The sequence below is a fragment of the Streptomyces sp. JK94 genome, from assembly GCF_053613315.1.
Window position 1 is genome coordinate 1 of sequence record NZ_JBSICH010000047.1, and the last position, 24,345, is coordinate 24,345.

The following is a 24,345-nucleotide window of genomic DNA, read 5'->3' on the forward strand; positions in this document are numbered from 1 at the left end:
CATAGTCGCTGACCCCGATGCCCTCGCAGAAGTGCCCATCGTGCGAGCTGCAGCAGCCGACGGAATCGACCTCGAGTGCGAGGAGACGCTGAGTATCGTCTGGAACGCACACGTCATGGCGACCGGCAAGCAACTCCCGGACGACGCATTCACCATCCGCTACCCGGAGCTGGACCCCACCTGGGACTTCGACTTCGACGACCACAGCGAAATGACTCGCCACCTGCCACGCTTGGCAGCTCTCTACCTGGAGTAAGCGGCGAATCGCGATCACGAGGCACCCAGCGGAGGCGAGACTTCCCGGCGATCACTGTCTGTCACGCCCTGAGGGCGAGAATCGGTCTCCGCTGACGAATACGCGGCACCTCAACATGCGAGCCCACCAGTCCCAAGGCCGTACTAGATCTCCGGCGGATCACGACCGGAGCCAGAGCCGGATCGAGACAACGGTGACAGTGCCGTGGAAAACATAGGCGCGCTTGTCGAACCTCGTCGCCACAGCCCGGAAGTTCTTCAGCGTGTTGATCGTCCGCTCCACCTCATTCCTGCGCTTGTAAACCGTCTTGTCGAAGCCGGCGGGCCTACCGCCGTGGCTGCCGCGTCTCTTGCGGTGGGCCCGCTGGTCTTTCGGCTCAGGGATGGTGTGCTTGATCCGTCGCCTGCGTAGGTAGCGGCGGTTACGGCGGGAGGAATGCGCCTTATCACCACCGAGATGATCAGGGCGCGTCCGAGGCCGTCCACCACCCAGGCGGCCGACCCGGATGCCCTCTACGACGGGGATGAGTTGCGGGGCATCACCCCATTGACCCGGCGTGATCAGCAGGGATAACGGGCGGCGCCCTCCTTCACCAGCGAGGTGGATCTTGCAGGTCAGGCCGCCCCGTGAGCGTCCCAGGCCCTCGTCGGGGCGGTGTTGCCGGGGCGTTCGCCTTTTCCCGGCACCCTCGGTGGCCTCTTACGTGCTCCGGCGGCGTGCTGGTGGGCGCGGCAGGAAGTGGAGTCCACGCTCACCATCGACCAGTCAATGCGGCCGTCGGCATCGGCGTCAGCCAGGACAGCCCCGAAGATCTTGCCCCAGGTGCCGTCCGCCGACCAGCGTCGGTGCCGTTCGTAGACGGTCTTCCATGGACCGAAACGCGCAGGCAGATCCCGCCACGGCACCCCAGTGCGCTGCCGGAAGAGGATCCCGTTGATGATTCTGCGGTGACTGGTCCAACGTCCGCCCCGCTGACCCGACCTGGGCAGATGTGGCTTCAGGCGGGCCCACTCCTCGTTCGTCAGATCTCCTCGCCCCATGACCATGCGAACGGACCGGGACACGAGGCGGTTCAAAGATCCGCCGGACAGGCTCTAGGCCGCCATCGTGGCCGTGCCCGCGATGGGTCAAGCCCACCGTGCTGGGGTGGCGCAAGCCGAAGCCGCGTTCGATCCCCGGGGCCCATGCCGGAACCGGAGCTGATGGCCCAGGCCGGAGAGGTCACCCAACTCCAGGAGCCAATGGGTGGCGCTCCTGTCGGCGATCTTCAGGCGCCCTGGGAGGACGCAGCGCCGCAGTCGTACTCGTTCACCGCGTCGAAGGCGGGACGGTTGCGCTCGCCGTACACGGGATCCACGACATCACGCCCCGTAGCGCCCGACTTCAGATTGCTTGCCGAGGTGGCGATCGCCTTGAGCACCGTACGAAAGTGCTTGGCCACGTCCGGCGGCGCGCTCGCCTGCATCCTCTCGCCCATGCCGGCGATCAAAGCGGCTTTCCTCCGCAGCTCTTTGAAGTCCAGCGGCTCCCCCTCGATCGCCGCACCCACTTCGGCGCTGTAGGCGATGACGCCGACCTGGAAGGTCGACAGATCAAGGCAGAAGGCCGAGGTCGCCGTGGCGCTTGGCCGTGTGGTCGGCGTGCTGGACGAGGCCCTGGCCGAGGCGGATGCGGGGGCCGAGGCCGGGGGCGCAGCCTCCGGGGAACTCGAACAGCCTGCCACCGTCATCGCGGCGGCGAACGCGAGGATCCATCTGCGTGGAGCCGTCATGGGCCGAGAAGGCGCAACCGGCCTCGGGACGGATCCCAGAGTGGAATCCTCCTGCTTTGTGAGCCAGCTTTCATCGGACACGGGGACATACCCTTCGGCGCCGCTTGAAGACGCATCATCGTGACGTACATGGACAGATGCTATTGATCGAGGGCAGAAGACCCTGCCCGCATATCTTCTCGGTGACCTTCTGCGCACCGGCCCATTGCCTTTCCGTGGGCCCGAAGTCGATGACGAGACCGGCCCGAAACTTCCGCTCGGCGATGTAACGCGCCACCGCAGTGCCGGCGGTAGCCCACCTCGTCAGTGCCGGCTGCGGGAGGTTCCCGTCGGCCTCTGGAACGATCAGCAGCAGAGCGTCAGCGAAATCGCGGTAGGTCTGCGCGACATCGCCCCGCACCACGGAGTCGCTCTTCCTCTCGCCACCGATGGCCAGGACCATGGCGATCAAGCAGAGATCGCCGCCCTGAACGACTCACACATGGATCGCCTCCGATCGTTGATGGTCTGTGCTCCCAGGAGTACAACGCCGTCAGCCATTGTTCAGCAGCACCAGCGACTGCGTGAACAACTCCTCAGCGGCGACCAGTCGTACTGGTCACGCCTCGATCAGCGCACTACCCCGTGCACGAACTCCGACGACCCTCCCCTTTCTGACGTGGGTTCGTGGAGGGAGACGGAGGGCGGCCATGCGCTGATCGCCAGTCGCGAGCCAGCTGTCGAGTTCGTGCCGGGGCCATCCCAACGGGAGCCGGAGGGAGAGCAGACCGCGGCGATGCATGGCGCTGGGACAAGCATCCCCGCGTACGGCATTGGGATCGGCGCCGGGCCCGGTCGTCGCTCTCCGCCATCAGTCGCTCCGCCAGGAAGGCCCGGTAGGACGTCTGCTCACGAGCGGCGCCGTCGGCCTGGTCTTGAACTGCTGGGGGATGGTGGGCAGCCGCAGCATGCGGCATGCCTGGTCGATGGAGGCCGTGGCGCCTTCGCCCTTCTCACCCTGAAACGTTGTAGGTACACAACATCGTGAAGGACTCCGAGACTGATGCGGCACGCCTTCCGCATGGCGTGCCGGCCTTGTCCGCAATAGCCACGAACGAAACGGAAGGGAATGACATGCGAGTTACACGAAGGGCCGCAGGATCGACAGCCATCGTCACCGCTGCTCTCGGACTGAGTCTGGCGACCGCCGGGTCCGCCTCAGCCGCCGATGGCACTTGGCGCCCTTACGGCAACACAAACCCGATCACCTCCAGCTCCAGTACGTGGAAGTGCGGCTCCACCGAACAGATCGCCACCGATGTAGGTGCGCAGGTTTGCGCGATCAGGTCGGCAAGCGGTGCCTCCGTGCAGGGGGCGGTGATCGTGCGCAACAACACATCCCGCCTCGTCGAGGTCTCGGCAACGGTGATCCTGTGGAACCCGTCCGGTAGCGAGGTGGGGACGTGGTCGTGCTCGCGGTCGGGGGTCGGGGCGAACTCGTGGTCCGTGTGCTTCGGGAAGACCCTCACCAAGAGTGGCTCGGTGCGCGCGTCAGCAGCAGCCACCGCGGCCGGTCAGACGGAAGGCCTCGGCGTATCACCGTACGTCTGAACCTGAACTCGACGAAGCGGGTCGCATCCTGCCGGGTGTGCCCCCACGTTCCATACGCCCGCTGAGCTGAGCTGAGCAGAGCGCGACGTTCGCCCTCTCACGGCGCGGGCGTGTTCCTGTGCGGGTGATAATGCCGGAGTCGCCCGGGCCGCCCTCACCATCGCGTCCCCGGTGTTCAGGCATGTGCTTGCCCTCAGCGAACTACGGGTCTGGCCGCCGGACTTCGCTGGCACGCTTGCCTCGCGAGCTGCTGCCATCGCCCGCGGCATCCCGCCTCGGCGATCCAAGTCGCAGCGTGTTCCTCGACCTGAGAGGGCGTAATTCCTTTCCACCCCGGCCGGCGCCGCTGTCGGAACTGGTATGAGGGCCGTCATGGTGCGCACCGTAGAAGGCCTTGCACGGTGGCGTCGCGTGCCCGGGCGCGGCCGGGCGTGCAACAGGCGGCGGTCGAGGAGGAAGCGCAAGGAGGGCGCGTCGAGAGGGCTCGCGGGGACGCCCCTGAAGCATCGAGAACCCGGCATTTACTCAGTTCACTAATCTCTGAACGTTCGATACGATCGATGCATGCAAACCCAACTGGCCGCACTCGTGTCGGAGCCGTGGATCGTCATCGTCCTCGCGCTGACCGCCGTGGCCGGTGACGGGCTGCTGCCGTTCCTGCCCAGTGGCAGCCTCGTGATCGCCGCGTCGCTGCTCTGCCTCGACCACGGCGGCGCGCCGGTCGCGCTGGCGATCGCCGTCGCGGTCGCCTCGTTCCTCGGCGATCTCGTCCTGGTCGCGCTCGCCCGCGACGGCTCCTCCCGAACGGACGCGCTGTTCGCACGGCACGCCGCGCTCGCGTCGGCCGCGGGCCGGATGCGCCGCCATCTCGCACGGCGGCTTCCGTCCGTGACGGTGGCAGGGCGTTTCGTGCCCGCCGGCCGGACCGTTCTCGGTCTGACGCTGGGCGCCCGGCCGGGACAGCGTGCCCGCTATCTGCGCTGGTCGGCCCTCGGCGGACTGGTGTGGGCCTGCTACCTGGTGGGACTCGGCGTGGTGAACGGCATGTGGTTCGAGACACGCTGGATCGGCTTCGCGGTGTCGACGGCCGTGGCGGTCACCCTGAGCACCTGTCTGGCTCGCTCGCTGCGTCAACGCTTCGATGCCGAGGGGTCGACGGCCGTTTCCTTCCAGGCCGGACACCGGCGAGGTCTCCCGGGACCGATGCGTGCCGATGAGCCGGGCGAGGCGCCGAAGGTCGTCGTGGCAGGTGCGCAGGATTCCGCCGACGTGGGAGCCCCGTTCCCCTCTCCTCCGCCGTGTGCCACAGCTGTGGATCGCCGGTCAGCACGCGGACCACGCCGGCCGGCCCGCCGACCGCGTCGTCGCGGAGGGCCACGCGCGAGAAGACGCCCTCGGTCCACTCCGCGATCATGAGGAGGCCCGTGCGCACCGCCGTACGACGAAGGACCCCGCGCGCAACGGTCCTCCCCTCCCCCACGCGCACCCGGGCCGCAGCCAGGACCCGGCAGCGGCACAGGCATCTGCTGCTGGACGCCTGCGTTGTGGGGCTCGTCCTCGGGATGTACGCCCAGGGCGCCCTGAAAGCCGACGGCGAGGTGGCGGTCGGTCGGCTGCCGCGTGGCGGCCACCGGCGGATGACCGTCCCACTGGTCGACGTACGGTGGACGGTCTCCAAGGCGGTCGCTCAGGGTGCGCTGGGCGAGGAGCCTGTCCGGCACCCTCTGGGGGCGGCACGGTCGCCGCACTGGACGGAACGATCCCGGGGAACCATCACCTACATGGCCGGGCGCCGCTCCGCCTCGGCGGGTGAGGCCGCCGGAGCACTGGGGCGGTTCGCGGAGCGCCATTCGGGGTCGGGCTCGACGCTCTGCTTTCCAGCAGTTGTACACCGCCGGTCTCCCGGGCCGCTACCGGCTCTTCGTCCTGACCCGCATCGCCGGACCGCCCTGGCCTCCGGAGCCCGGGGACTGGTCCACGCCGCGTTGAGAGCGGCGGCCGAGCGGCGGCATCACCGCGCGGCAGGTGCCGCGGACCGCCTGGAGGCAGGTACTGGCTGACGCAGTGACGCCGGGCGGCGGCACCCGCACGTCCGGCTCATGCCGATGCCCCGCCGAGGACGGGGATTCGGTGCTGTCGGCGGAGCGTGTCAGGCTCCTCGACTCGAGCTTCGGGCTCCCTCTTCTTCCTCCCAGCGCTTCCACAGCAGCGGCATCTCCTTGGCCAGCCAGGCGTAGAAGTCGTGCATCGTCTGCAGTCGCTCCTTGCGCTGGGCCGGAGCCCCCTCCAGGATCCGCAGTCCCTGCTCCGTGATGTCGACGAACGACTGGTAGTGCTCGGCCTGGCTCTTGGCCAGGGCCGGCCACACACCTTCCTTGATGCGGTAGTAGTCCCGGCGCTCGCCGGGACGCGAGATCTTCTCCACCATGCCGCTCGGCACCAGGAAGCGCGTCGCGGCGCTGACCGACCCCTTGCTCGCCTGAAGCACCTCGACCAGATCGCCGGCCGTCTGCTCCACCGGATCGCAGATCAGCAGCCAGGCGAGCACCCGGCCGGCCATGCGGAACAGCCCTTGCCGCTCCAGGCTGATGGCGGCCTCCTCAACGAAGGCGAGCTCTTCCTCGGTGGCGGCGGGCCGACTCTGTGCACTGCGTTCCATCTGTTCAGGATACACCGAACATTGAAAACCTGCCGGTCTCGCACGCGTCACCCCTTCGCCGCGCCTGCCCGCCCGCCCGCCCGCCCGCCCGCCCGCCAAAGAGATTACAAACTTCGTACGTATTTTTGCACTTTGTCTTTCATTCAGCCGATAGGCCCCTTTCACGCGATTTCGTAACGTCATGGCGAGTGCAGCAGACCGTCATCCCCGACGCAAAGGACCCCCATGTCTCGACTGCCTGCTCTTTTCGCCGCCCTGCCCTCGCGTGGCCTGAACCAGCGACTGGGGGTCTATCTCGCCGGCTGCGTCGTCTTCGCCGCGGGAGCCACCCTCTTCATCCACTCCGACCTCGGCACCGACCCGCTGGACGTTCTCGCACTGGGGCTCAAGGAGCACGTACCGATCACGATCGGCCTCGCCCAGGCGGCGATCGCGGCGGTGTGCATCGCGCTGTGGGCCGTATGGAACCGGAGGCGTCCGGTGGCGGCCCCGTTCGTCACCTTCTTCCTGTGCGGCAGCCTCATCGATCTGATGCTGCTCGCCGATCTGTCGTGGATCGGGGGTGTCCCGTCACTGGTGACGGCCGTGCTCCTGTGCGCCTACGGCTCGGCCCTGATCATCATGAGCGGCATTGGCATACGCGCCATGGACCTGATCGTCATCACCATGACCCGCCGCTGGAAGTGGCCGTTCTGGGTGGCCAAGGCCGGCATCGAAGCGGTCCTGCTCGGTTTCGGTTTCCTGCTCGGCGGTCCCGTGGGCATCGGAACACTGTGCTTCCTCGTCTTCGTCGACGGCTTGATCCAGCCCTTCATGGCGCTCAACCGAAAGGTGCTGCGTCTGACCAATCACGGGCTGGCGGAGCAGCCGCTGCGACCGGAGGCCGTTCAGGTCCCCGGCTGACGGACCTGGCCCGGTGCGCACCGGGTCGCCGAACCGGCCCGGGAGGTGTCAGCCGCCGGGGCGGTGGCCAACCCGAACCCCTCGCCCTGCCTCGACAACGACGTCTCGGACTCCACGATGCGTTCGAACGGCAAATGCCGGAGAGCCCTCGGCGAGAACTCCGCCAAGACAACATGCTGGGAATGTAAAGCGGAATGCGAAGACAGTGTAAGCAGAACGTCAAGCCACCCTGAAGTGGCAGTTCAGCCGCACACCGAACTCAGCAAAGTGACACCTTCACGGCCTTGCGGAATCGCGATCAAGGCATTCTCCAAGCCCTTGACCAATCATTCGGCACCTCAATACTTAAGGGCATGACCGAAAAGATCGAGGGCGCCATATCCGAGCGCTCCACTCTCACCGAGGCCGAGAAGTCCTTCGTCCACAAGATCGCCGAGCACTACCACATCACCGACGGAATGGAGTGGGAGCGCGGCTACGTCATCGGCTGGATGATCATCAACTACCCGGCGAAGCAGAGTGCCGACGAGATCGCCAAGACGCTGGACATCCCCCGCGAGCCGGTCGACTGGATCGCCGATCTGCTCACCCCGCCGGGCGTCTACACCCGTGAGGAGATCCCCGGCACCGACGACTACTACATCACCCTGAACGACGGTGCCTGGCCGAACGCCGTGGAGCACTCCTTCCGCCGCATCCCCGAGTTCCACTCGGCCGTCCTGCACGGCCTGGAGGTGCTCAAGGACCAACCGGAGGAGCGTCTGGAGCGCCTCAAGCGCATGGAGAACCTCTACGGAGTCATCTCCCGGAAGCTGGAAGGCGTCTTCGACGTCTTCGAGGAGCACCGCAAGTCGACTGCCGTCTGACCCGTCCGCCGTCTGACCCGTCCGCCCAACCGTCTCGGCGTCCCCAGGTACTGCCCGGGGACGCCCCCCTCCACCGCCGGCCATCACCTTCAGGGCGACGGTCCCCTCCACACCGAGCCCGGAGAGTACCGAGGGACCATGACCAGGGAAGCCCCCACCACGTTGAGCAGGACAGACGTGCACCTGTGGATCGCCTCCTCCGCGGGACGGGACGGCACACCTCACGGCCTGCGTCCGCACGAGTCCGTCCTGACCCCCGAGGAACGCAACCGGGCCGACCAGTTCCACTTCCCGGAGGACCGCGCCCAGTTCGTGATGGCGCGGTCACTGCTCAGACGCTGCCTGTCCGAGTACGCCGAGGTCGCACCGGCCGAGTGGGAGTTCGAGTTCAACGAGTACGGCAAGCCCGCCGTGCACCACCGGCTGGGCGTCGATCTCGACTTCAACCTGTCGCATTCGCGTGGCATGTGCCTGCTCGGCATCACCCGCGACCGGCCCATCGGAGTGGACGTCGAGAAACGCGACGCGCGGATCTCGCTGCCCGACCTGATCCACCAGGTCATGTCCGAACCCGAGATCGAGGAACTGCGCCGCCTGCCCGCCCGCGCCTGGAGAAGCCGCTTCCTCGACGTGTGGGTGTTCAAGGAGGCCTACGCCAAGGCGCGCGGCCAGGGCATCTCGCTGCCGCTGCAGGACATCTCCTTCCTCTTTCCCGACGGCCGCACCCCGGAGCTGGTGCTCAAGCCCTCGCTGGCCGACCGGCCCGACCACTGGCTCTACGACTTCGTCAGGGTGCCGGCCGACTTCCACGCGGCCGTGTGCATCAGCCGTCGCCGCGGGGAGGAGCTGCGGTTCGTGATGCGCGAGCCCGAACCGCTCTAGACGCCGCGCACCCCACCTTCGCCACGGCCTCTCACCCCACCACAGCCCTGTCACCTTCATCACGGCCTCTCACCGCCGACGCGGGCGGGAGCGTCGCCACCCACCCCTGTCCTGGAGGACTCCCGTGCACTCGCCCGACGGTACGTCAGGGACACGGGCCGCCACCCCACGGTCCGGTCTGCGGCCCGAGGATCTCGGCAGCGCCGACTTCCGCGCCGACCACGGCGTCACGTACGCATACGCCTCGGGGTCGATGTACAAGGCCATCGCCTCCGTGGAACTGGTCGTCCGGATGGGCCGGGCCGGCCTCCTGGGTTACCTCGGCGCCGGTGGCCTCTCCGAGGACGAACTGGACGGCTCCCTGCGGCGCATCCGCGAGGGACTCGGCGACCGTCCCTTCGGCGTCAATCTGCTCGCCGCCCGCCCGGACCGCGAGGAACGCACGGTCGACGCCTTCCTCCGGCACGGCGTCCGGCGCATGGAAGCCGCTTCGTTCGTCCAGATCAGCCCCGCCCTCGTCCGTTACCGGCTGACAGGTGCGCACCTCGCCTCGGACGGGACGGTCCGGACACCGAACCGCGTCATGGCGAAGGTGTCGCGCCAGGAGGTCGCGGAGGCGTTCCTGTCCGCCCCGCCCCCGGCGGTCGTCCGCGATCTGGCCGCGGCAGGACGCCTCACTCCCCAGGAGGCACGACTCGCCGCGTCGGTCGCCATGTGTGACGACCTGTGCGCGGAGGCCGACTCGGGCGGGCACACCGACCAGCGCCCGCTGACGGCGCTGCTGCCGGCCGTCCTCACGCTCCGCGACCGGGCGGCCCTCGGCCACCCGGCGGCCGGGCGGGTCCGGATCGGGGCGGCGGGCGGCATCGGCACCCCCGAGGCCGCGGCCGCCGCCTTCGTGATGGGCGCCGACTTCGTCCTGACCGGCAGCATCAACCAGTGCACCGTCGAGGCGGGCACCTCGGACTCCGCCAAGGACCTGCTCCAACGCGCCCAGGTGCAGGACACCGCACTGGTCCCGGCCGGCGACATGTTCGAGGTCGGCACCAAGGCCCAGGTGCTCCGTCGCGGCCTGTTCTTCCCCGCCCGCGCCAACAAACTGTACGAGCTGTGGCTGCGGCACGGATCGCTGGACGACCTCGACCAGGACACCGCCGACCACGTGCAGCGCCGCATCCTGGGCCGCACCTTCGAGGAGGTGTGGCAGGAGGTCAAGGCACGCTATGCGAGCACCCGCCCGGCGGTGATCGAGCGCGCCGAGGAGGACCCCAAACGCCGTATGGCGCTGATCTTCACCTGGTACTTCGCCAAGGCGACCCGGGTGGCGTTGGAAGGTGACGCCGACAGCCGGGTCGACTTCCAGATCCCGTGCGGTCCGGCGCTCGGCGCGCTCAACGAGCGGTTGCGTGGAACCCCCCGGGAGGACTGGCGCGCCCGGCACCCGGACGACCTCGCCCGACTGATCATGACCGGCGCCGCCGAACTGCTCTCCCGCGCCGCCCACCTCGTGCCCCCGTCCCGGCCCTTCGCCGCGGCATAGCCACACCGAATCCCTTGGGAGACCCGGACATGACGCTCATCCATGTGTTCCCCGGACAGGGCTCGCACCGCCCCGGAATCGGCCAGGACCTGTTCCCCAAGTTCCCGCACCTCGTCCGGCAGGCCGATTCGGTACTCGGCCGCTCCATCACGGATCTGTGCCTGAACGCCTCCGCGCAGGAGCTGACCGACACCCGCAACACCCAGACCGCGATGTACGTCGTGAACGCCCTGTCGTATCTGGACACCGTCCGTGACACCGGCCGGGTGCCGGACGCCGTCGCCGGCCACAGCCTCGGCGAGTACGTGGCGCTGTTCGCCGCCGGCACCTTCGACTTCCTCACCGGACTGGAGATAGTGGTACGGCGCGGCGAGCTGATGGCCCAGGCGCCCGCGGGGGGCATGGCCGCGGTCATGGGCGTGGCCCCGGACCGGATCCGCGAGATCCTCGCCGCGCGTGCCCCCGCGCTCGACGTCGCCAATCTCAACGCCCCCGGCCAGACCGTCGTCTCCGGTCCCCGGGACGACATCGCGAAGCTGCGGGACGTCTTCGGGGACGAGGCCCAGGCGGTCGTCCCCCTGAAGGTGGGCGGTGCCTTCCACTCCCGTCACATGGCCGACGCCGCCGCCGAGTTCGGCACGTTCCTGGCGCAGTACCGACTGGCGGCCCCGCGCATCGAGGTGATCTCGAACGTGACGGCGCGGCCGTACGGCACGGACGACCCGGCCGGTCTGCTGGTGCGGCAGATCTCGTCACCGGTGCGCTGGACCGAATGCGTCGAGCATCTGCTGGACCGGCCCGAACCGGAGTTCCGGGAGGTCGGCCCCGGCCAGGTCCTGACCGGGCTCATCGCCCAGATCAAGACCCAACGGCAGGCGCTCTCCGCCGCCGCCTGAACCCCACGAGCGAGTGAGTCGAGAGGCGATCATGGAAGACCAGACGACGCCGACCCGAGTGCGGGCCTCCGCCGCTGTGGTCGAGACGTTCCGGCAGGCCAGTGCCGATGACAATCCGCTGCACGTCGACGCCGACTACGCACGGCGCACCGCCTTCGGCGCGCCCGTCGTCTACGGGGTGCTCGGCACACTCCTCGCCCTGTCCGGCCTGACGCCGCGGCCCGGCCGCGATCCGGTCCGGATCTCCGCGCGCTTCCACGCGCCGGTGTACGCCGACCAGGACTACACCCCCGAGATCGCCGAGGACACGGCCGAGCGCGCTACGGTCCGGCTCCGCGACGGCAGTCGCACGCTGCTGGAGGTGACGGCGGAGTTCGGCGAGGGCCCGGCCGCCCGTCAGGAGGCCCCGGACGGAGAGGCGACACGGCGGGCGGAGCCGCGCGACGCCGGGCTCACGGATTTCGCCCCCGGTATGCCGCTGGCCGAGGGCTACGCGCCCCGGTGGGACAGCGTCGCGCGCCTGGCCGACGAACTCGGCCTGCCGCAGCGAGGGCTCGGGCCGGTTCCGGTCGGGGTCCTGGCGTGGATCAGCTACCTGGTCGGCATGGAGGCGCCCGGCCGGGCCGCCCTGCTGTCCGACTTCGAGGCGGAGTTCCGTCCGGCGGACCACGCCGGGCCGTTCACCGCCCGTGCCGAGGTGACGGACGTGGAGCAGCGGTTCCGGATGCTGCGGCTGACCGGCACCGCGGAAGCGCCCGGTCTTCGAGCCTCCGTCACCGTCCGCGCCTTCCACCGCGCCGAGGTGCCGGCGGGTGACGTCGGGGCGCTCACCACCTCGCTGCCGCAGGGGGAGCCGCTGCGTGGCCGTACCGCCCTGGTCGTCGGCGCCAGCCGGGGCCTCGGGGCGGCGGTCACCCAGGCGCTCGCGCTGCAGGGCGCCGAGGTGTACGCCGGCTTCCACCGCAGCGCCGGGGACGCGGCTCGGGCCGCCGAGCGCCTCGGCGAGGCCGGGGCGCACATTCATCCACTGCCGGGGGACGCCACCGACCCGGAGTGGGTCGCCGCGGCCCGGGAGCGTATCCGTGCCGAGCACGGCGGCCTGGACCTGCTGGTGCTCAACGCCTGCCCGACGCCGGCCGAACTGCCGCTGGAACCGGCCGCCTCACAGCGCGCCGCCGACCACGTCGCCCACGCGCTGGCCCTCACCCGCGAGCCGCTGGCCGGCCTCGCGGCCGAGGTCGCGGAGCGCGGCGGCAGGATCATGGCCGTCTCCAGCGCGTGGACGCAGGCTCCCCCACCAGGCTGGTCCGCCTATGTGACGGCCAAGTTCGCGGTCGAGGGCCTCGTGCGTGCGGCGGCGGCGGAACATCCCGGGGCCTCCTGGCTCATCGCGCGTCCGCCCCGGCTGCGTACCGCCATGACGGCCACCCCGCTCGGTGAACGCGGCGCGGCCGTGGAGCCGGTCGCCGCCGCGCTGGTCCGTGCTCTGGCCGGGCCCCCCGAGCCGGGCGAGGTCCGGGTACTGCCCTTCGCCGAGGACGGGACCGCACGCACCGACGGACAGGAACACCGGGCGGCGGCCGACGACGCCGCGCCCCGCGCGCGGACCGCGCCTCCCGAAAAGCCGGATGACGCCGCCGCCTCGCGCCCCCTCGATCTCGGCGTGGTCGCCACCTTCACCCTCGACCCGCTTCTGGAGCCGCTTCAGCACTGGTGCGACCGGCTGGGACTCGGCCTGCGGGTCAGGGCGGCCGACTACGCGCAGGTCTTCCAGGAACTCCTGTCCCCCGACGGCGTCTTCGCCTCCGTCGAGCAGGGTGCCAAGGCCGTCCTGGTCCGGACGGAGGACTGGCCGCGAGGTGAGGGCGCTCGCACAGCCGGCGAGTTCGCCGAGGCGGTGCGCGCCCACGCGGACCGCGGTGCGGTGCCACTGCTGGTGCTGCTCTGCCCGCCGTCCCCCGCGCACACCGACGGCCGTGGCCGGGACGCGGAGCTGACCGCCGCCGAACAGCTGATCGTCCGTGAGCTCGCGGGCGTCTCGGGCGTCCACGTGCTCGGCCGGGAGCGCTGGGCGGGCGGGACCGTCCCGGCCGGCGAGACCCACTACGACGAGGCGCGGGACGCGGCGGCCCACATCCCGTTCACCCGGGAGGGCTGCGCCGCCCTGGCGGCCGGCGTGGCCCGGGCCGCGCACAGCGCCCTGACCGCGCCCTCGAAGGTCATCGTCCTGGACTGCGACAACACGCTGTGGGGCGGCGTGGTCGGCGAGGACGGCCCGCACGGCGTACGGCTGGAGCCGGCGCACCGGGCGGTGCAGGAGTGGGCGGTGGCCCGCCAGGCCGAGGGCGTCCTGATCTGTCTGGCCAGCAAGAACGAGGCGGCCGATGTCGAGGAGGTGCTGGCGGTGCGCGAGGACATGCCGTTGCGCGCCGGGCACATCACGGCTCGCCGCGTGAACTGGGAACCGAAGGCCCTGAACATCGCCTCCCTCGCCGCGGAACTCGACCTGGGGCTCGACAGCTTCGTCTTCCTCGACGACAACCCGGTGGAGGTGGCGGGAGTACGCGCCGCCCACCCCGAGGTACTGGCGCTGCGACTGCCCGAGGACGGCGACGCGGTGCCGGCCTTCCTGGACCGGGTGTGGTCGCTGGACCGGCTCGCCGTCACCGACGAGGACCGCAAGCGGACCGACTTCTACCGGGCCCGCGGCGAGCGCGACGCGATGCGCCGCGACGCCGCCTCGTTCGCCGACTTCATCGCGGGTCTGGAGCTGTCGGTGGACGTCGCTCCGCCGGCCCCCGAGCAGTACGCGCGGATCTCCCAGCTGACGTACCGCACCAACCAGTTCAACCTCTCCACCGTGCGCCGCGGCGAGGCGGAGATACGGGCGCTGCTCGCCGACCCGGCGGTGCGGATCCGCACCGCTCACGTGCGAGACCGTTTCGGCGACTACGGCCTGGTGGGCCTCGCCATCACCCGGGAGGACGCCGACGGGAGGTCCGCGGTCCTCGACACCTTCCTGATGAGCTGCCGGGTGCTCGGGCGCGGTGTCGAGCACGCCTTCGTGGCCGCCCTCGCCGGGGAGCTGGCCGAGGCGGGCGTGTCGGAGCTGGTCGCACCGTATGTGCCCAGCGAGCGGAACACACCGGTTCGCCGCTTCCTCGACTCGGTGCTCGGCTCCTTCGCCGAGCCGGGCGAGGACGGCCGCGTCGTGTACCGAGCGTCCGTCGCCGCCGTCGCCGCGGTGGCCTTCGAGCCGGAGGACGCACAGCCGGAGGCGCCGGCCGGGGCGAAGCCCGCCCGGAAGGCGAAACCGTCCGACGCGGCCGTGCGCGACGGTGTGCGCCGCCGCGCCCTCGTCGACCTGGCTCAGGACGCGGAACCGTTGTCGACCGTCCTGCGAGCCCTACGGCCCGCCGCCCGACGGGCGGCCCCCGCCGCACCGGAGCCGGCCCCCGCGGGCCCCGCCGAGGGCGGTCTCGCCGAGGCCCGGGAGGCCGTGTGCTCGGTGGTCGCCGAGATCCTGGGCCTGCCGCGGGCGGACCTCGGGCCGCACACGCGGCTGGAGGCGCTCCGGATGACGTCGCTGGCCGTGGTGGACGCGATGATCCGGCTGGAGAAGCGGTACGGGCAGCTGTCCAAAACCCTGTTCTTCGAGCACCGGACGCTCGGCGGCGTCGCCGCGGCACTGGTGGGGGACGGCTCGCAGTCGGCGTCCGCGGCCGGCGAGGCGTCGCCGCCCGCCCCGGACGCCTCCCCGGACGCGGCTCCCACCGCCCCGGCGCCCACCGCCCCGGCGCCCACGGCGGCGGGGGCGGACGCGCCGCCCGGCACCGAACCCCGCACCGAACCGATCGCCGTCATCGGCCTGGCCGGGCGCTACCCCGGTGCCGACAGCCTCGACGAGCTGTGGCAGAACGTGCTGCACGGCCGCAGCGCAGCCCGACCGGTGCCGTCCGACCGGTGGGACCACGACGCGGTGTACAACCCGGAAGGCGGTCAGGGCCGCACGTACAGCGGCATCGGCAACTTCCTCGACGGGGTCGCCGACTTCGACTCGCTGTACTTCGGGATCGCCCCGCGTGACGCCGAGCAGATGGATCCGCAGCAGCGCGTCTTCCTGGAAACGGCGATCGAGGCGGTGCAGGACGCCGGGTACGACCGGCACACGATGGACCGGAGAACAGGCGTCTACGTGGGCGCCATGGCCGACGACTACCGCACGTTCAGCGCCAACGGCGCCGCCGCCGGCCACGCCGCCTATCCGTACGCCGACAACTACGCCATCGCGAACCGCGTCTCGTACTTCCTGGACCTGACCGGGCCGAGCATGGTCGTCGACACGGCCTGCTCGGCGTCCGGTGTGGCGCTGCACCTGGCCTGCGAGGCCATCCGGCGGGGCGAGGTGGCGACCGCGATCGCGGGCGGTGTGAACCTGGTCCTGCACCCCGTGCGGCACATCCAGTACGCGCAGATGGGGATGCTGTCGAAGACCGGGCTCTGCCGCCCCTTCGCCGAGGAGGCCGACGGCTTCGTCATGGGCGAGGGCTCCGGCGCGGTGCTGCTGAAGCCGCTGTCGAGGGCGGTCGCCGACGGGGACCACGTCTACGGCGTCATCCGCGGCACGGCCGTCAACTCCGGTGGCCGCACCAGCGGGTTCACCGTGCCGAGCCCGGAGGCCCAGGCAGCGCTCGTGTCGTCGGCGCTGCGCTCGGCGGGCGTGGACCCGGCCACCGTCGGCTACGTGGAGGCCCACGGCAGCGGCACCTCCCTGGGCGACCCCATCGAGGTCCGGGCGCTGACCCGGGCGTTCGGCGCGCGTGAGCAGCCGGGCAGCTGTGCCCTGGGCAGCGTGAAGGCCAACATCGGCCACCTGGAGCCGGCCGCCTGCATCGCGGGGCTGACCAAGGTGCTGCTCCAGCTCGGACACCGCCTCCTGCCTCCGACTCCGCACGCCGAGACTCCCAACCCGTTCATCGAGCTGGACGGCAGCCCCTTCCGGCTGCAGACCGCCGCCGCGCGGTGGGAGCCGGTGGGTGTGGAGGCCGACGGCAGCACTCCGCCGCTGCGTGCGGGCGTCAGCTCCTTCGGCGCGGGCGGTGTCAACGCGCACCTCGTCGTCGAGGCGTACGGCCGGCCGGCCACGGAACCGGAGGAGGGCACGGTGGATACCGAGCTGTACGTGCTGTCGGCCCGCACGGACCGACAACTGCGTTCCACGGCGCGGCGGCTGGCCGCCCATCTGCGCGGGCCCGCCGGACCGGCCGTGCGACTCGCCGACGTGGCGCACACCCTGCGTGTGGGGCGCGAAGCCCTGGACGTGCGTGCGGCGTTCACCGCGCGGGGCCGCGACGGCCTGCTGACGGTGCTGGACCGGATCGCCGACGGTGCCGAGGAGGGCTCCGGCACGGTCCACACCGGGCGGCTGGTCCGCGGCGGTCCGCTCGCCGGGCTGTTCACGGATCTCACCGGCGGGCAGGACTTCCTGGCGTCGCTCGCCGCCCGGGGCGAGCTGAGCACCCTGGCCCGGCTGTGGGTCCAGGGCGCCGAACCGGACTGGCCCGCGCTGCTGCCCGCCGCCCGCCGGACCCCGCTGCCCGCCTACCCGTTCGAGCGGGTGCCGCACTGGCTGCCGTCGGCGGTGCCGGCCCCGCCCGGCGCCTCCTCGGCCCTGTCCGCTCCGGCGACGCGCGCCGACGACTCCGCCGCCGTGTGGACGCCGTACTGGGAGGACTCCCCCGGGCGCACCCCCGTCGGCGCTCAGGCCCCGGCGACCGTTCTGGTACTCGACGCCCCCGGCGTCCCGGCGGGGGACGTGGAGGGCCAGGAGCAGCCGTGGCTGCTCCTGCGGGCGGTGGAGTACCCCGCGGACGAGGTTCCCGACGACGGCTCACGTCTCGCGGTACGCCGGGGCAACGCCGACGACCTGCGCTCGCTGTTGGAGCGTGCGGGCGCCGAGGGGCCCGTGGTGCTGGTCGACCGGCGCGGACTGGCGCCCGCCTCGCGAACCGGCGAGGACGCGGCGTCCGCGGTGGCCCAACGGCTGCCCGCCGATCTGGGCCGGGCGGTGTCGGTCGGTGCGCTGCCCCCGCTGACTCACGTGCAGGTGACGTCGGCCGACCGGGAGGACCCGGTGGAACACGCGGTCGCGGCCTTCGGCCGGGCGCTGGCCCGCGAGACGAGCCGCTTCCGGCACGTCCGCGTCGGACTCGCCGACGGTTTCTCCCCGCCCCTGTCCGCGCTGGTCGCCGAGGCGGACAACGCGGACGCCGAGACGCGGATCGGCCCCGGCGGACGTCAGGTGCTGCGCTTGTCCGCGCTGGTCGCCGAGGCGGACAACGCGGACGCCGAGACGCGGATCGGCCCCGGCGGACGTCAGGTGCTGCGCTTCGCCGAGGCCGGCCGGCCCGGCGGTGACGGGGACCCGGTGTTCCGGCGGGGCGGCCACTACGTCGTCACCGGCGGCTTTGGAGGCGTCGGACGGCTCGTCGCGGCGCACCTGGCCGAGCGGTACGGGGCCAAGGTCACACTGCTCGGGCGGTCGGCGCCGGGTCCCGAGCAGGAGCGGTTCTGCTCCCGGCTGCGGTCCCTGGGCGGCGACGGACTCTACGTCCGGGCGGACGTCACGGACCGTTCCTCGCTGGACACCGCGCTGCGCACGGCCCGGTCGCGGTTCGGCGCGCTCGCCGGGGTGCTGCACGCCGCGGGTCTGATCGAGGACGCGCTGCTGCAGGACAAGGGCGACGAGCAGGTGGCCCGGGTGCTGGCTCCCAAGACCACGGGCACGGCTCTGCTGGACGAGTTGACGGCCGAGGACCGGCTGGCGGCCTTCGTCCTCTTCTCGTCCGTCGTCGGCACGGTCGGCAACGCCGGCCAGTGCGACTACGCGGCCGCCAACGCCTACCTGGACGCCTTCGCCGTACGCCGCGCCGAGCAGGTCCGGCGGGGCGGGCGCAGCGGCCGTACCGTCTCCGTGGCCTGGCCCCTGTGGTCCGAGGGCGGTATGCGGCTGGACGCCGAGGCCGCCGCGATGGCGGTCACCACGATCGGGCTGGTCCCCATCGGGACACCGGAAGCGCTGCGGGTGCTGGAGGAGGCGGTCCGGTCCGCCGCCCCGCGCCTGTACGTCTCCTGCGCCGGCGCCGAGCGCACCCGTGCGGTCCTCGGCCGGGCCGGCCTGGGCGTGCTGCCCGTCGTCGGGAACCCGGCGCCCACCGACCCGGCCGGCGCCCCGGCGGACCCCCGGCCGGGGGCGGTCGCGGCCACCGTGCCGCACCGGGAACAGGTTCTCGCCCTGGTCGTGACACGGGTCGCCGAGGTCGCCGGGACCACCCCCGACCGCGTCGACACCGCCACCGAGCTGGGCGCCTACGGTTTCAACTCCGTTCTGCTGACCACCCTCGCCAACCGGCTCAACGACACCTTCGGCACGGCCCTGACGCCGGTGACGTTCTACGAGTTCCCCACGGCCGACGCGATCACCGCGCACCTGGTCGACCGGCACGCGGCACGGCTGCCCGAGGCGTGGGGCGAGCCCGGCGCCGTACCGGGGACACGCGCGGCACCACCGGTCCCGGAACCCGCGCCCGAGCACGTCCCGGCGCCGGTGTCCCGGACCCGGCCGACGCGGGCCGCCGATCCCGCGGCCGGGGCGGACCCGGTCGCCGTGGTCGGTCTCGCCGGCCGCTTCCCCGGCGCCCCGGACGCCGAGACCTTCTGGCGGAACCTGCTGGCCGGGCGGGACATGGTCACCGAGGTGCCGGCCGAGCGCTGGAGCTGGCAGGCCTACGACGGTGATCCGCGCCGGGAGCCGGGCACCACCGACTGCCGGGCGGGCGGCTTCCTCGCCTCGGTGACCGCCTTCGACGCCGCGCACTTCTCGCTGTCCCCGCGCGAGGCCTCCCTCATGGACCCGCAGCAGCGGCTGTTCCTGGAGACGTGCTGGCACACCCTGGAGGACGCCGGGTACGATCCGGCGTCGCTCGCCGGGACCCGCACGGGCGTCTTCGCGGGGGTGACCCTCCACGACTACCTGGAGGTCCTGCGCGAGCACGGCACCGACGTGGCCGGACACACGGTCACCGGCAACGTCCACGCCATCGTCGCCAACCGTGTCTCGCACCTGCTGGACCTGCGTGGTCCCAGCGAGACGGTGGACACCGCGTGCTCCAGCTCACTGGTCGCCCTGCACCGCGCGCTGGCGGCGCTGCGGTCCGGCGAGTGCGACACCGCTCTCGTCGGCGGGGTCAACGTGGTGATGACGCCGACCTGGTACGTCTCGCTCAGCCGGGGCGGCATGCTGTCGCCGGGCGGCCGCTGCCACACCTACGACAGCCGGGCCGACGGCTACGTGCGGGCGGAAGGCGTCGGCGCGGTCCTGCTGAAGCCGCTGTCCCAGGCCCTCGCCGACGGCGACACGGTGCGCGCCGTGATCCGCGGCTCCGCGGTCGGGCACGGCGGCCGGGCGCACTCCCTCACCGCGCCCACCCCGCGCGGCCAGGCCGACACCGTCGTGGCGGCCCTGCGCGACGCGGGCGTGCCCGCGGCATCGGTCGGCTACATCGAGACGCACGGCACGGGCACCCGGCTCGGTGACCCGATCGAGGTCCAGGGCCTCAAGCAGGCGTTCGAACGGGCGGCGGACGGGGCCGACACCCCCAGGGCGGCCACGGTGCTCGGCGCGCTCAAGGCGTCCGTCGGGCATCTGGAGAGCGCGGCCGGCATCGCGGGACTGATCGCGGCGGTGCACGCCCTGCGCGACCGCACCCTGCCGCCGGTGACCGGGCTCGCCGAACTCAACCCGTATCTGGAGCTGGACGGTTCGCCCTTCCGGGTGCTGCGCGCTGCCGAGCCGTGGACATCGGCCGGTGACGCGCCGCTGCGCGCCGGAGTGAGTTCGTTCGGCTTCGGAGGCGTCAACGCCCACGTCGTGGTGGAGGAACCGCCGGCTCCCGCCGAGCGGGCCGGGGACCGGCCGGGCCCGCAGGTGGTCGTGCTGTCCGCCCGGTCCCGGGACCGGCTGCGCGCCTGTGCCGCGCGGCTGCGCGACTTCGCCGGCGACGGCGGCGTCCGCCTGGACGACCTGGCGTGGACCTCGCAGACCGGCCGCACGCCGCTCGCCGAACGGCTGGCGGTCGTCGCCTCCTCCCTGCCCGAGCTGCGCAGCAGGCTCGGCGCCTACCTGGACGACACGGGTGAGGCCGGGGCCCCGGGTACGCACCTGGGCGGACCGCACCGGACTGCCGCGGACGGCCCCGCCGTCAGGCCGGCGGACCCGGCGGACGCCGCCGTCCGCTGGACCGCCGGCGAGCCGGTCGACTGGACCGCGCTGCACGACGGGCCGCGCCGACGGGTACCGTTCCCCGGATACCCGTTCGACCACAGCGTCGAGTTCGGGCCGTCGGGTGTGCCCACTCGGCAGGCCCCGGACAGCGCGGGTCCGGCGTCCGAACCGGTGCCCACCGGCCCTGACCCGGTCGGCGGCGACCCGGACACGGTGCCGCGGCTGCTGATCCGGGACTGGGTCGACGCACCGCTGCCCGCCCCCGCCGACACCGGACGCCGGCCTCTGGGCGTACTGCTCGTCGCCGCGCGGGACACGCTCGGCTTCGCCGAAGCCGTCGCGCACCCGGCGGGTGCGGAGAAGAGCGGCTGGGTCGTGGTGCGCGAGCGGAGCCTGCTGCCCCACCTCGGTGCCGACGAGTACGACCTGGACCTGGCCGACCACGCGGCCGGACAGGCCCTGGCGGAGCGACTGTACGAACGGTACGGCCCGCTGGACGCGGTCGTGGACCTGACGGACCTGTCCGGAGCCGGGTCGGACACGGAGCCGCTGAAGCGCGAGGCCGCCCGGATCGGGCTTCTCCAGGGGCTGGTGCGCCGGGCCGCCTCGACTGGGCACGAGCTGTCGTTGCTGCATGTCACGCGCGGTCGCCAGGCTTTGCGACACGCCCGGCCACAGGCGTGGGGCGGGGCCATGGCCGGGCTCGTCCGGGCCGTGGGCGCCGAGTACCGGGCGGTCCGCTCGGCCTCCGTGGACCTCGACCCGGCCGTCACCGGTCCGCAGGCGGTCCTGGGCACCGTACGCGCCGAGCTGTCCGCGGTCGCACAGACGCCGGCCGAGGTCTGCCTGCGCGGCGCGGACCGCTACGTGCCCGGCCCACTGCGCGTTCTGCCGGCCGGGGCGGACCTGGCCGGGCTCGACCCGGACCGCACCTATCTGGTGACCGGCGGCACCGCCGGACTGGGCCTGGCGGCGGCCGAACGGCTGGCCGAACGGGGCGCCCGCAAGCTGGCCCTGCTCGGTCGACGGGCACTGCCGCCGCGCGACGAGTGGGAGCGGATCGCCGCGTCGGCGGACGGCGCCGGGACCGGGGCCGACGCGCGCACCGCGGAGCTGGCGCGCGCCGTCGCGGGTCTGGAGGCCCGGGGGGTACGCGTGCTGATCCATACCGGCCCGCTCACCGACCGCGGTGCCCTGACCGCCTTCCTCCACCGGGTACGCGGTGAACTGGGCCCCGTCGCGGGCGTACTGCACTGCGCGGGCTCGGTGGACCGCAAGCACCCGGCGTTCGTCCGCCGCGCGCCGGAGGCCGTGGCCGCGACCTGGGAGCCGAAGACCGCCGGGCTGCGCGTGCTGGACGAGCTGGTGCGTGCCGACCGGCCTGACTTCTTCGTCCTGTACTCCTCGGTTTCCGCCGTCCTGCCCCACCTGGGCGTCGGTCTCGGCGACTACGCCGCCGCCAACGCCCAACTGCCCGCGTACGCGGCCGAGCGCAACGCGGCCGAGGGCCCCGACGGCACCCGCTACCTCAGCATCGCCTGGGGCAGTTGGACCGGCCTCGGCATGGGCGAGGTGACGGCCGACGCGTACCGCGCGGCGGGCTTCGGAGCACTCACCCGCGAAGCGGGCCTGGAGCTGCTGGAACGGGTGATCGCCGGGGGCGTCGACGGCACCGTCGCAGCCGCGGTGCGCCCCGGCGGCTTCCCGCCCGCCGCACGTCCCGGCCCCCTTCCGCCCGCCGACGGCCCCGCCGACCCGGCCCCGGTTGCGGCCACGCCCTCCGGCGGCCCGGCGCGGGGGCCGCACGGCACGAACACCGAAGCGGAACACGACGAGACGAAGGAGCACCAGGTGACGACCTCGGACGGCGTCATGAGCGCTGCCGTCGGAACGGCGGTCGAGGAGTTCCTCCTCGACCTCATGGCCCAGGAACTGATGCTGCCGAAGGAAGCGGTGACACCCGAGGCCGCCTTCGCCGAGCTGGGGGTGGACTCCATCCTGGTCGCCGGGATGGTCGGCAGGCTGGAAGAGCTGGCCGACGCCCCGCTGGACCCGTCGGTGGTCCTGGAGAACCCCACGGCCGCGCGCCTCGCCGCCTTTCTGACGAGCGCGTACCCGCAGGGCGTCCAGCGCTGGGCGACCCGTCGCGGCGTCGGCGACGAGCCGTCGGGCCGCGCCGGGACGACCGCGCTGCCACGGTCGCGGGGCGGCACCAGCGCCCCGGTGCCCGGGCCCCGGCCGCTGGCCGTCATCGGCATGGCGAGCCGCTTCCCGGGGGCACCCGACACCGACGCCTTCTGGAGACTCCTGGCCGAGGGCCGCAGCGCGATCCGCGAGGTGCCGGCATCCCGGTGGAACACCGCCGAGCTGTACGCGCCCGAGAAGCGGCCGGGTCGCTCCCTCTCCCGCTGGGGCGGGTTCCTGGACGGGATCGAGGACTTCGACCCGGAGCCGTTCGGCATCGCGTCCGAGGACGCCGCGCATGTCGACCCGCTCATCCGGCTGGTCCTGGAAAGCGCCGAACAGGCCTTCCGGAACGCCGGATACCGGCGCCCCGAGCTGGCGGGCACCCGCACCGGGGTGTTCGCGGCGGCGCAGACGGGGGCGTACGCGCCGCGGATCCGCGTCCCGCACCGCAACACCGTCACGGGACTGAACCAGAACTTCGTGGCCGCCCAGCTCGCCCAGGTCTACGACCTGCGCGGTCCGCATCTGGTGATCGACACCGCCTGTTCCTCGTCGCTGGCCGCGCTGGCCCTGGCCGAGCAGTCCCTGCGGCTCGGCGAGTGCGACATGGCGCTGGTCGCCGCGGCGGACCTGCTGCTCGACGAGACGCCGTACCTGAAGCTGAGCGCGTCCGGCGCGCTGTCCCCGGACGCGGAGTGCCGGGTGTTCGACGCGCGGGCCAACGGCCTGGTGCTCGGGGAGGGCGCGGGTGCCCTGCTGCTGAAGCCGCTGGACGCGGCGCTCGCCGACGGGGACCGGGTGTACGCGGTCGTGGAGTCGGTGGCGGTGAACAACGACGGCCGCACGATGGGCCTGACGACCCCGAATCCGGACGCCCAGGAGGACGTGGTGCGCCGGGCGCAGCGCGCCGCGGACGTGGACCCCGCGGCGGTCGGGCTCATCGAGGCGCACGGCACCGGCACGATGATCGGCGACCCGATGGAACTGCGCGCCCTGACGCGGGCGTTCGACGACGCGGGTGACCGCACCGGGTACTGCGCCGTGGGCAGTGTGAAGTCCAACATCGGGCACGCGCTGATGGCCGCCGGCATGGCGGGACTGCACAAGGCGGTCCTCGCCCTGCGGCACCGGCAGATCCCGCCGACGCTGCACTGCGAGACGCCCAACCCCCGCTTCGCCTTCGACCGGTCGCCCTTCTACCCGAACACGGAACTGCGGGAGTTCCCGCCGATCGGCGGTGTGCGCCGGGCCGGCGTCAGCGCCTTCGGTTTCGGCGGGGTCAACTGCCACGCCGTCCTGCGGGAGCCGACGGCTCAGGAGCTCGCCGCACGTCCGGCCGAGCGCCCGAGCCTGCCGCCGGCCGTGTTCCGGCGTACACGCCACTGGGTGGACCGGGAGGCGGGCGCCACCGCCCCGGCCGCCGTGCCCGCCGCCGCCCCCTCCCCCGCCCTTTCCGCGCCCGCCGCGCACGCCGCCGCCGGCCCGATTCTGTCGCTCCAGGAGTTGAACTGA

Annotated in this window: 14 protein-coding genes; 9 read left to right on the forward strand and 5 right to left on the reverse strand. The window is 72.4% G+C overall.

The window, feature by feature from the left end; translation table 11 throughout:
* Positions 1-40: 40 nt before the first annotated feature.
* Complete coding sequence (locus tag ACVV2G_RS31010; protein WP_453840430.1) at positions 41-256, forward strand: hypothetical protein; 216 nt, start codon at positions 41-43, stop codon at positions 254-256.
* A gap of 159 nt (positions 257-415) precedes the next feature.
* Here the strand turns inward: ACVV2G_RS31010 and ACVV2G_RS31015 are convergent.
* The 4 genes from ACVV2G_RS31015 to ACVV2G_RS31030 form a co-directional block, all read right to left on the reverse strand.
* Positions 416-1,296 (reverse strand): IS5 family transposase gene (locus ACVV2G_RS31015; protein ID WP_453846145.1). Its coding sequence is split into 2 segments (ribosomal slippage): positions 416-936 and positions 936-1,296, totalling 882 coding nucleotides; the frame shifts between segments, so codons are not numbered across the junction.
* Between the two features lie 227 nt (positions 1,297-1,523).
* On the reverse strand, positions 1,524-2,027 hold the full coding sequence (locus tag ACVV2G_RS31020; protein WP_453846115.1) for a hypothetical protein: 504 nt from the start codon (positions 2,025-2,027) through the stop codon (positions 1,524-1,526).
* Positions 2,028-2,142: 115 nt separating this feature from the next.
* Complete coding sequence (locus tag ACVV2G_RS31025) at positions 2,143-2,478, reverse strand: hypothetical protein (protein WP_453846116.1); 336 nt, start codon at positions 2,476-2,478, stop codon at positions 2,143-2,145.
* A gap of 772 nt (positions 2,479-3,250) precedes the next feature.
* Positions 3,251-3,535, reverse strand: a complete 285-nt coding sequence (locus tag ACVV2G_RS31030) for a hypothetical protein (RefSeq protein WP_453846117.1) — start codon at positions 3,533-3,535, stop codon at positions 3,251-3,253.
* A 646-nt stretch (positions 3,536-4,181) separates the two neighbouring features.
* On the opposite strand from ACVV2G_RS31030, the gene ACVV2G_RS31035 reads away from it, so the two are divergent.
* Together ACVV2G_RS31035 and ACVV2G_RS31040 are read left to right on the forward strand one after the other, a co-directional pair.
* Entirely contained in the window at positions 4,182-5,033 is an 852-nt protein-coding gene (locus tag ACVV2G_RS31035; RefSeq protein WP_453846118.1) for a DedA family protein, read from the forward strand.
* A complete protein-coding gene (locus tag ACVV2G_RS31040) occupies positions 5,030-5,677 on the forward strand; it encodes a TfuA-like protein (RefSeq protein ID WP_453846119.1) in 648 nt (215 codons plus the stop codon). Before ACVV2G_RS31035 ends, ACVV2G_RS31040 begins: the two co-directional genes overlap by 4 nt.
* Before the next feature lie 89 nt (positions 5,678-5,766).
* On the opposite strand, the gene ACVV2G_RS31045 is transcribed toward ACVV2G_RS31040, so the two are convergent.
* A complete protein-coding gene (locus tag ACVV2G_RS31045) occupies positions 5,767-6,276 on the reverse strand; it encodes a GbsR/MarR family transcriptional regulator (RefSeq protein ID WP_453846120.1) in 510 nt (169 codons plus the stop codon).
* Between the two features lie 225 nt (positions 6,277-6,501).
* Here ACVV2G_RS31045 and ACVV2G_RS31050 point away from each other — a divergent pair, with 225 nt between their 5' ends.
* The 6 genes from ACVV2G_RS31050 to ACVV2G_RS31075 all read left to right on the forward strand — a co-directional run bounded on the left by ACVV2G_RS31050 (position 6,502) and on the right by ACVV2G_RS31075 (position 24,345).
* Positions 6,502-7,179, forward strand: a complete 678-nt coding sequence (locus ACVV2G_RS31050) for a YczE/YyaS/YitT family protein (protein WP_453846121.1) — start codon at positions 6,502-6,504, stop codon at positions 7,177-7,179.
* 353 nt (positions 7,180-7,532) lie between these two features.
* Positions 7,533-8,045, forward strand: coding sequence for a hypothetical protein (locus ACVV2G_RS31055; RefSeq protein WP_453846122.1), 513 nt, complete (start codon positions 7,533-7,535; stop codon positions 8,043-8,045).
* 138 nt (positions 8,046-8,183) lie between these two features.
* Positions 8,184-8,927 (forward strand): 4'-phosphopantetheinyl transferase family protein, encoded by a 744-nt coding sequence (locus ACVV2G_RS31060; protein ID WP_453846123.1) that lies wholly within the window; start codon positions 8,184-8,186, stop codon positions 8,925-8,927.
* 124 nt (positions 8,928-9,051) lie between these two features.
* Positions 9,052-10,467, forward strand: coding sequence for a PfaD family polyunsaturated fatty acid/polyketide biosynthesis protein (locus ACVV2G_RS31065; RefSeq protein WP_453846124.1), 1,416 nt, complete (start codon positions 9,052-9,054; stop codon positions 10,465-10,467).
* 29 nt (positions 10,468-10,496) lie between these two features.
* Positions 10,497-11,363: an ACP S-malonyltransferase gene (gene fabD, locus ACVV2G_RS31070; protein ID WP_453846125.1), complete on the forward strand. Its 867-nt coding sequence runs from the start codon at positions 10,497-10,499 to the stop codon at positions 11,361-11,363.
* A 31-nt stretch (positions 11,364-11,394) separates the two neighbouring features.
* Positions 11,395-24,345: an SDR family NAD(P)-dependent oxidoreductase gene (locus ACVV2G_RS31075; protein ID WP_453846126.1), complete on the forward strand. Its 12,951-nt coding sequence runs from the start codon at positions 11,395-11,397 to the stop codon at positions 24,343-24,345.

Excerpts from the sequence above, each read along its gene's own strand:
- ACVV2G_RS31020 (WP_453846115.1), bottom strand. The coding sequence starts at position 2,027 with ATGACGGCTCCACGCAGATGGATCCTCGCGTTCGCCGCCGCGATGACG.
- ACVV2G_RS31035 (WP_453846118.1), top strand. The coding sequence starts at position 4,182 with ATGCAAACCCAACTGGCCGCACTCGTGTCGGAGCCGTGGATCGTCATC.
- ACVV2G_RS31040 (WP_453846119.1), top strand. The coding sequence starts at position 5,030 with ATGAGGAGGCCCGTGCGCACCGCCGTACGACGAAGGACCCCGCGCGCA.
- ACVV2G_RS31045 (WP_453846120.1), bottom strand. The coding sequence starts at position 6,276 with ATGGAACGCAGTGCACAGAGTCGGCCCGCCGCCACCGAGGAAGAGCTC.
- ACVV2G_RS31050 (WP_453846121.1), top strand. The coding sequence starts at position 6,502 with ATGTCTCGACTGCCTGCTCTTTTCGCCGCCCTGCCCTCGCGTGGCCTG.
- ACVV2G_RS31055 (WP_453846122.1), top strand. The coding sequence starts at position 7,533 with ATGACCGAAAAGATCGAGGGCGCCATATCCGAGCGCTCCACTCTCACC.
- ACVV2G_RS31060 (WP_453846123.1), top strand. The coding sequence starts at position 8,184 with ATGACCAGGGAAGCCCCCACCACGTTGAGCAGGACAGACGTGCACCTG.
- fabD (WP_453846125.1), top strand. The coding sequence starts at position 10,497 with ATGACGCTCATCCATGTGTTCCCCGGACAGGGCTCGCACCGCCCCGGA.
- ACVV2G_RS31075 (WP_453846126.1), top strand. The coding sequence starts at position 11,395 with ATGGAAGACCAGACGACGCCGACCCGAGTGCGGGCCTCCGCCGCTGTG.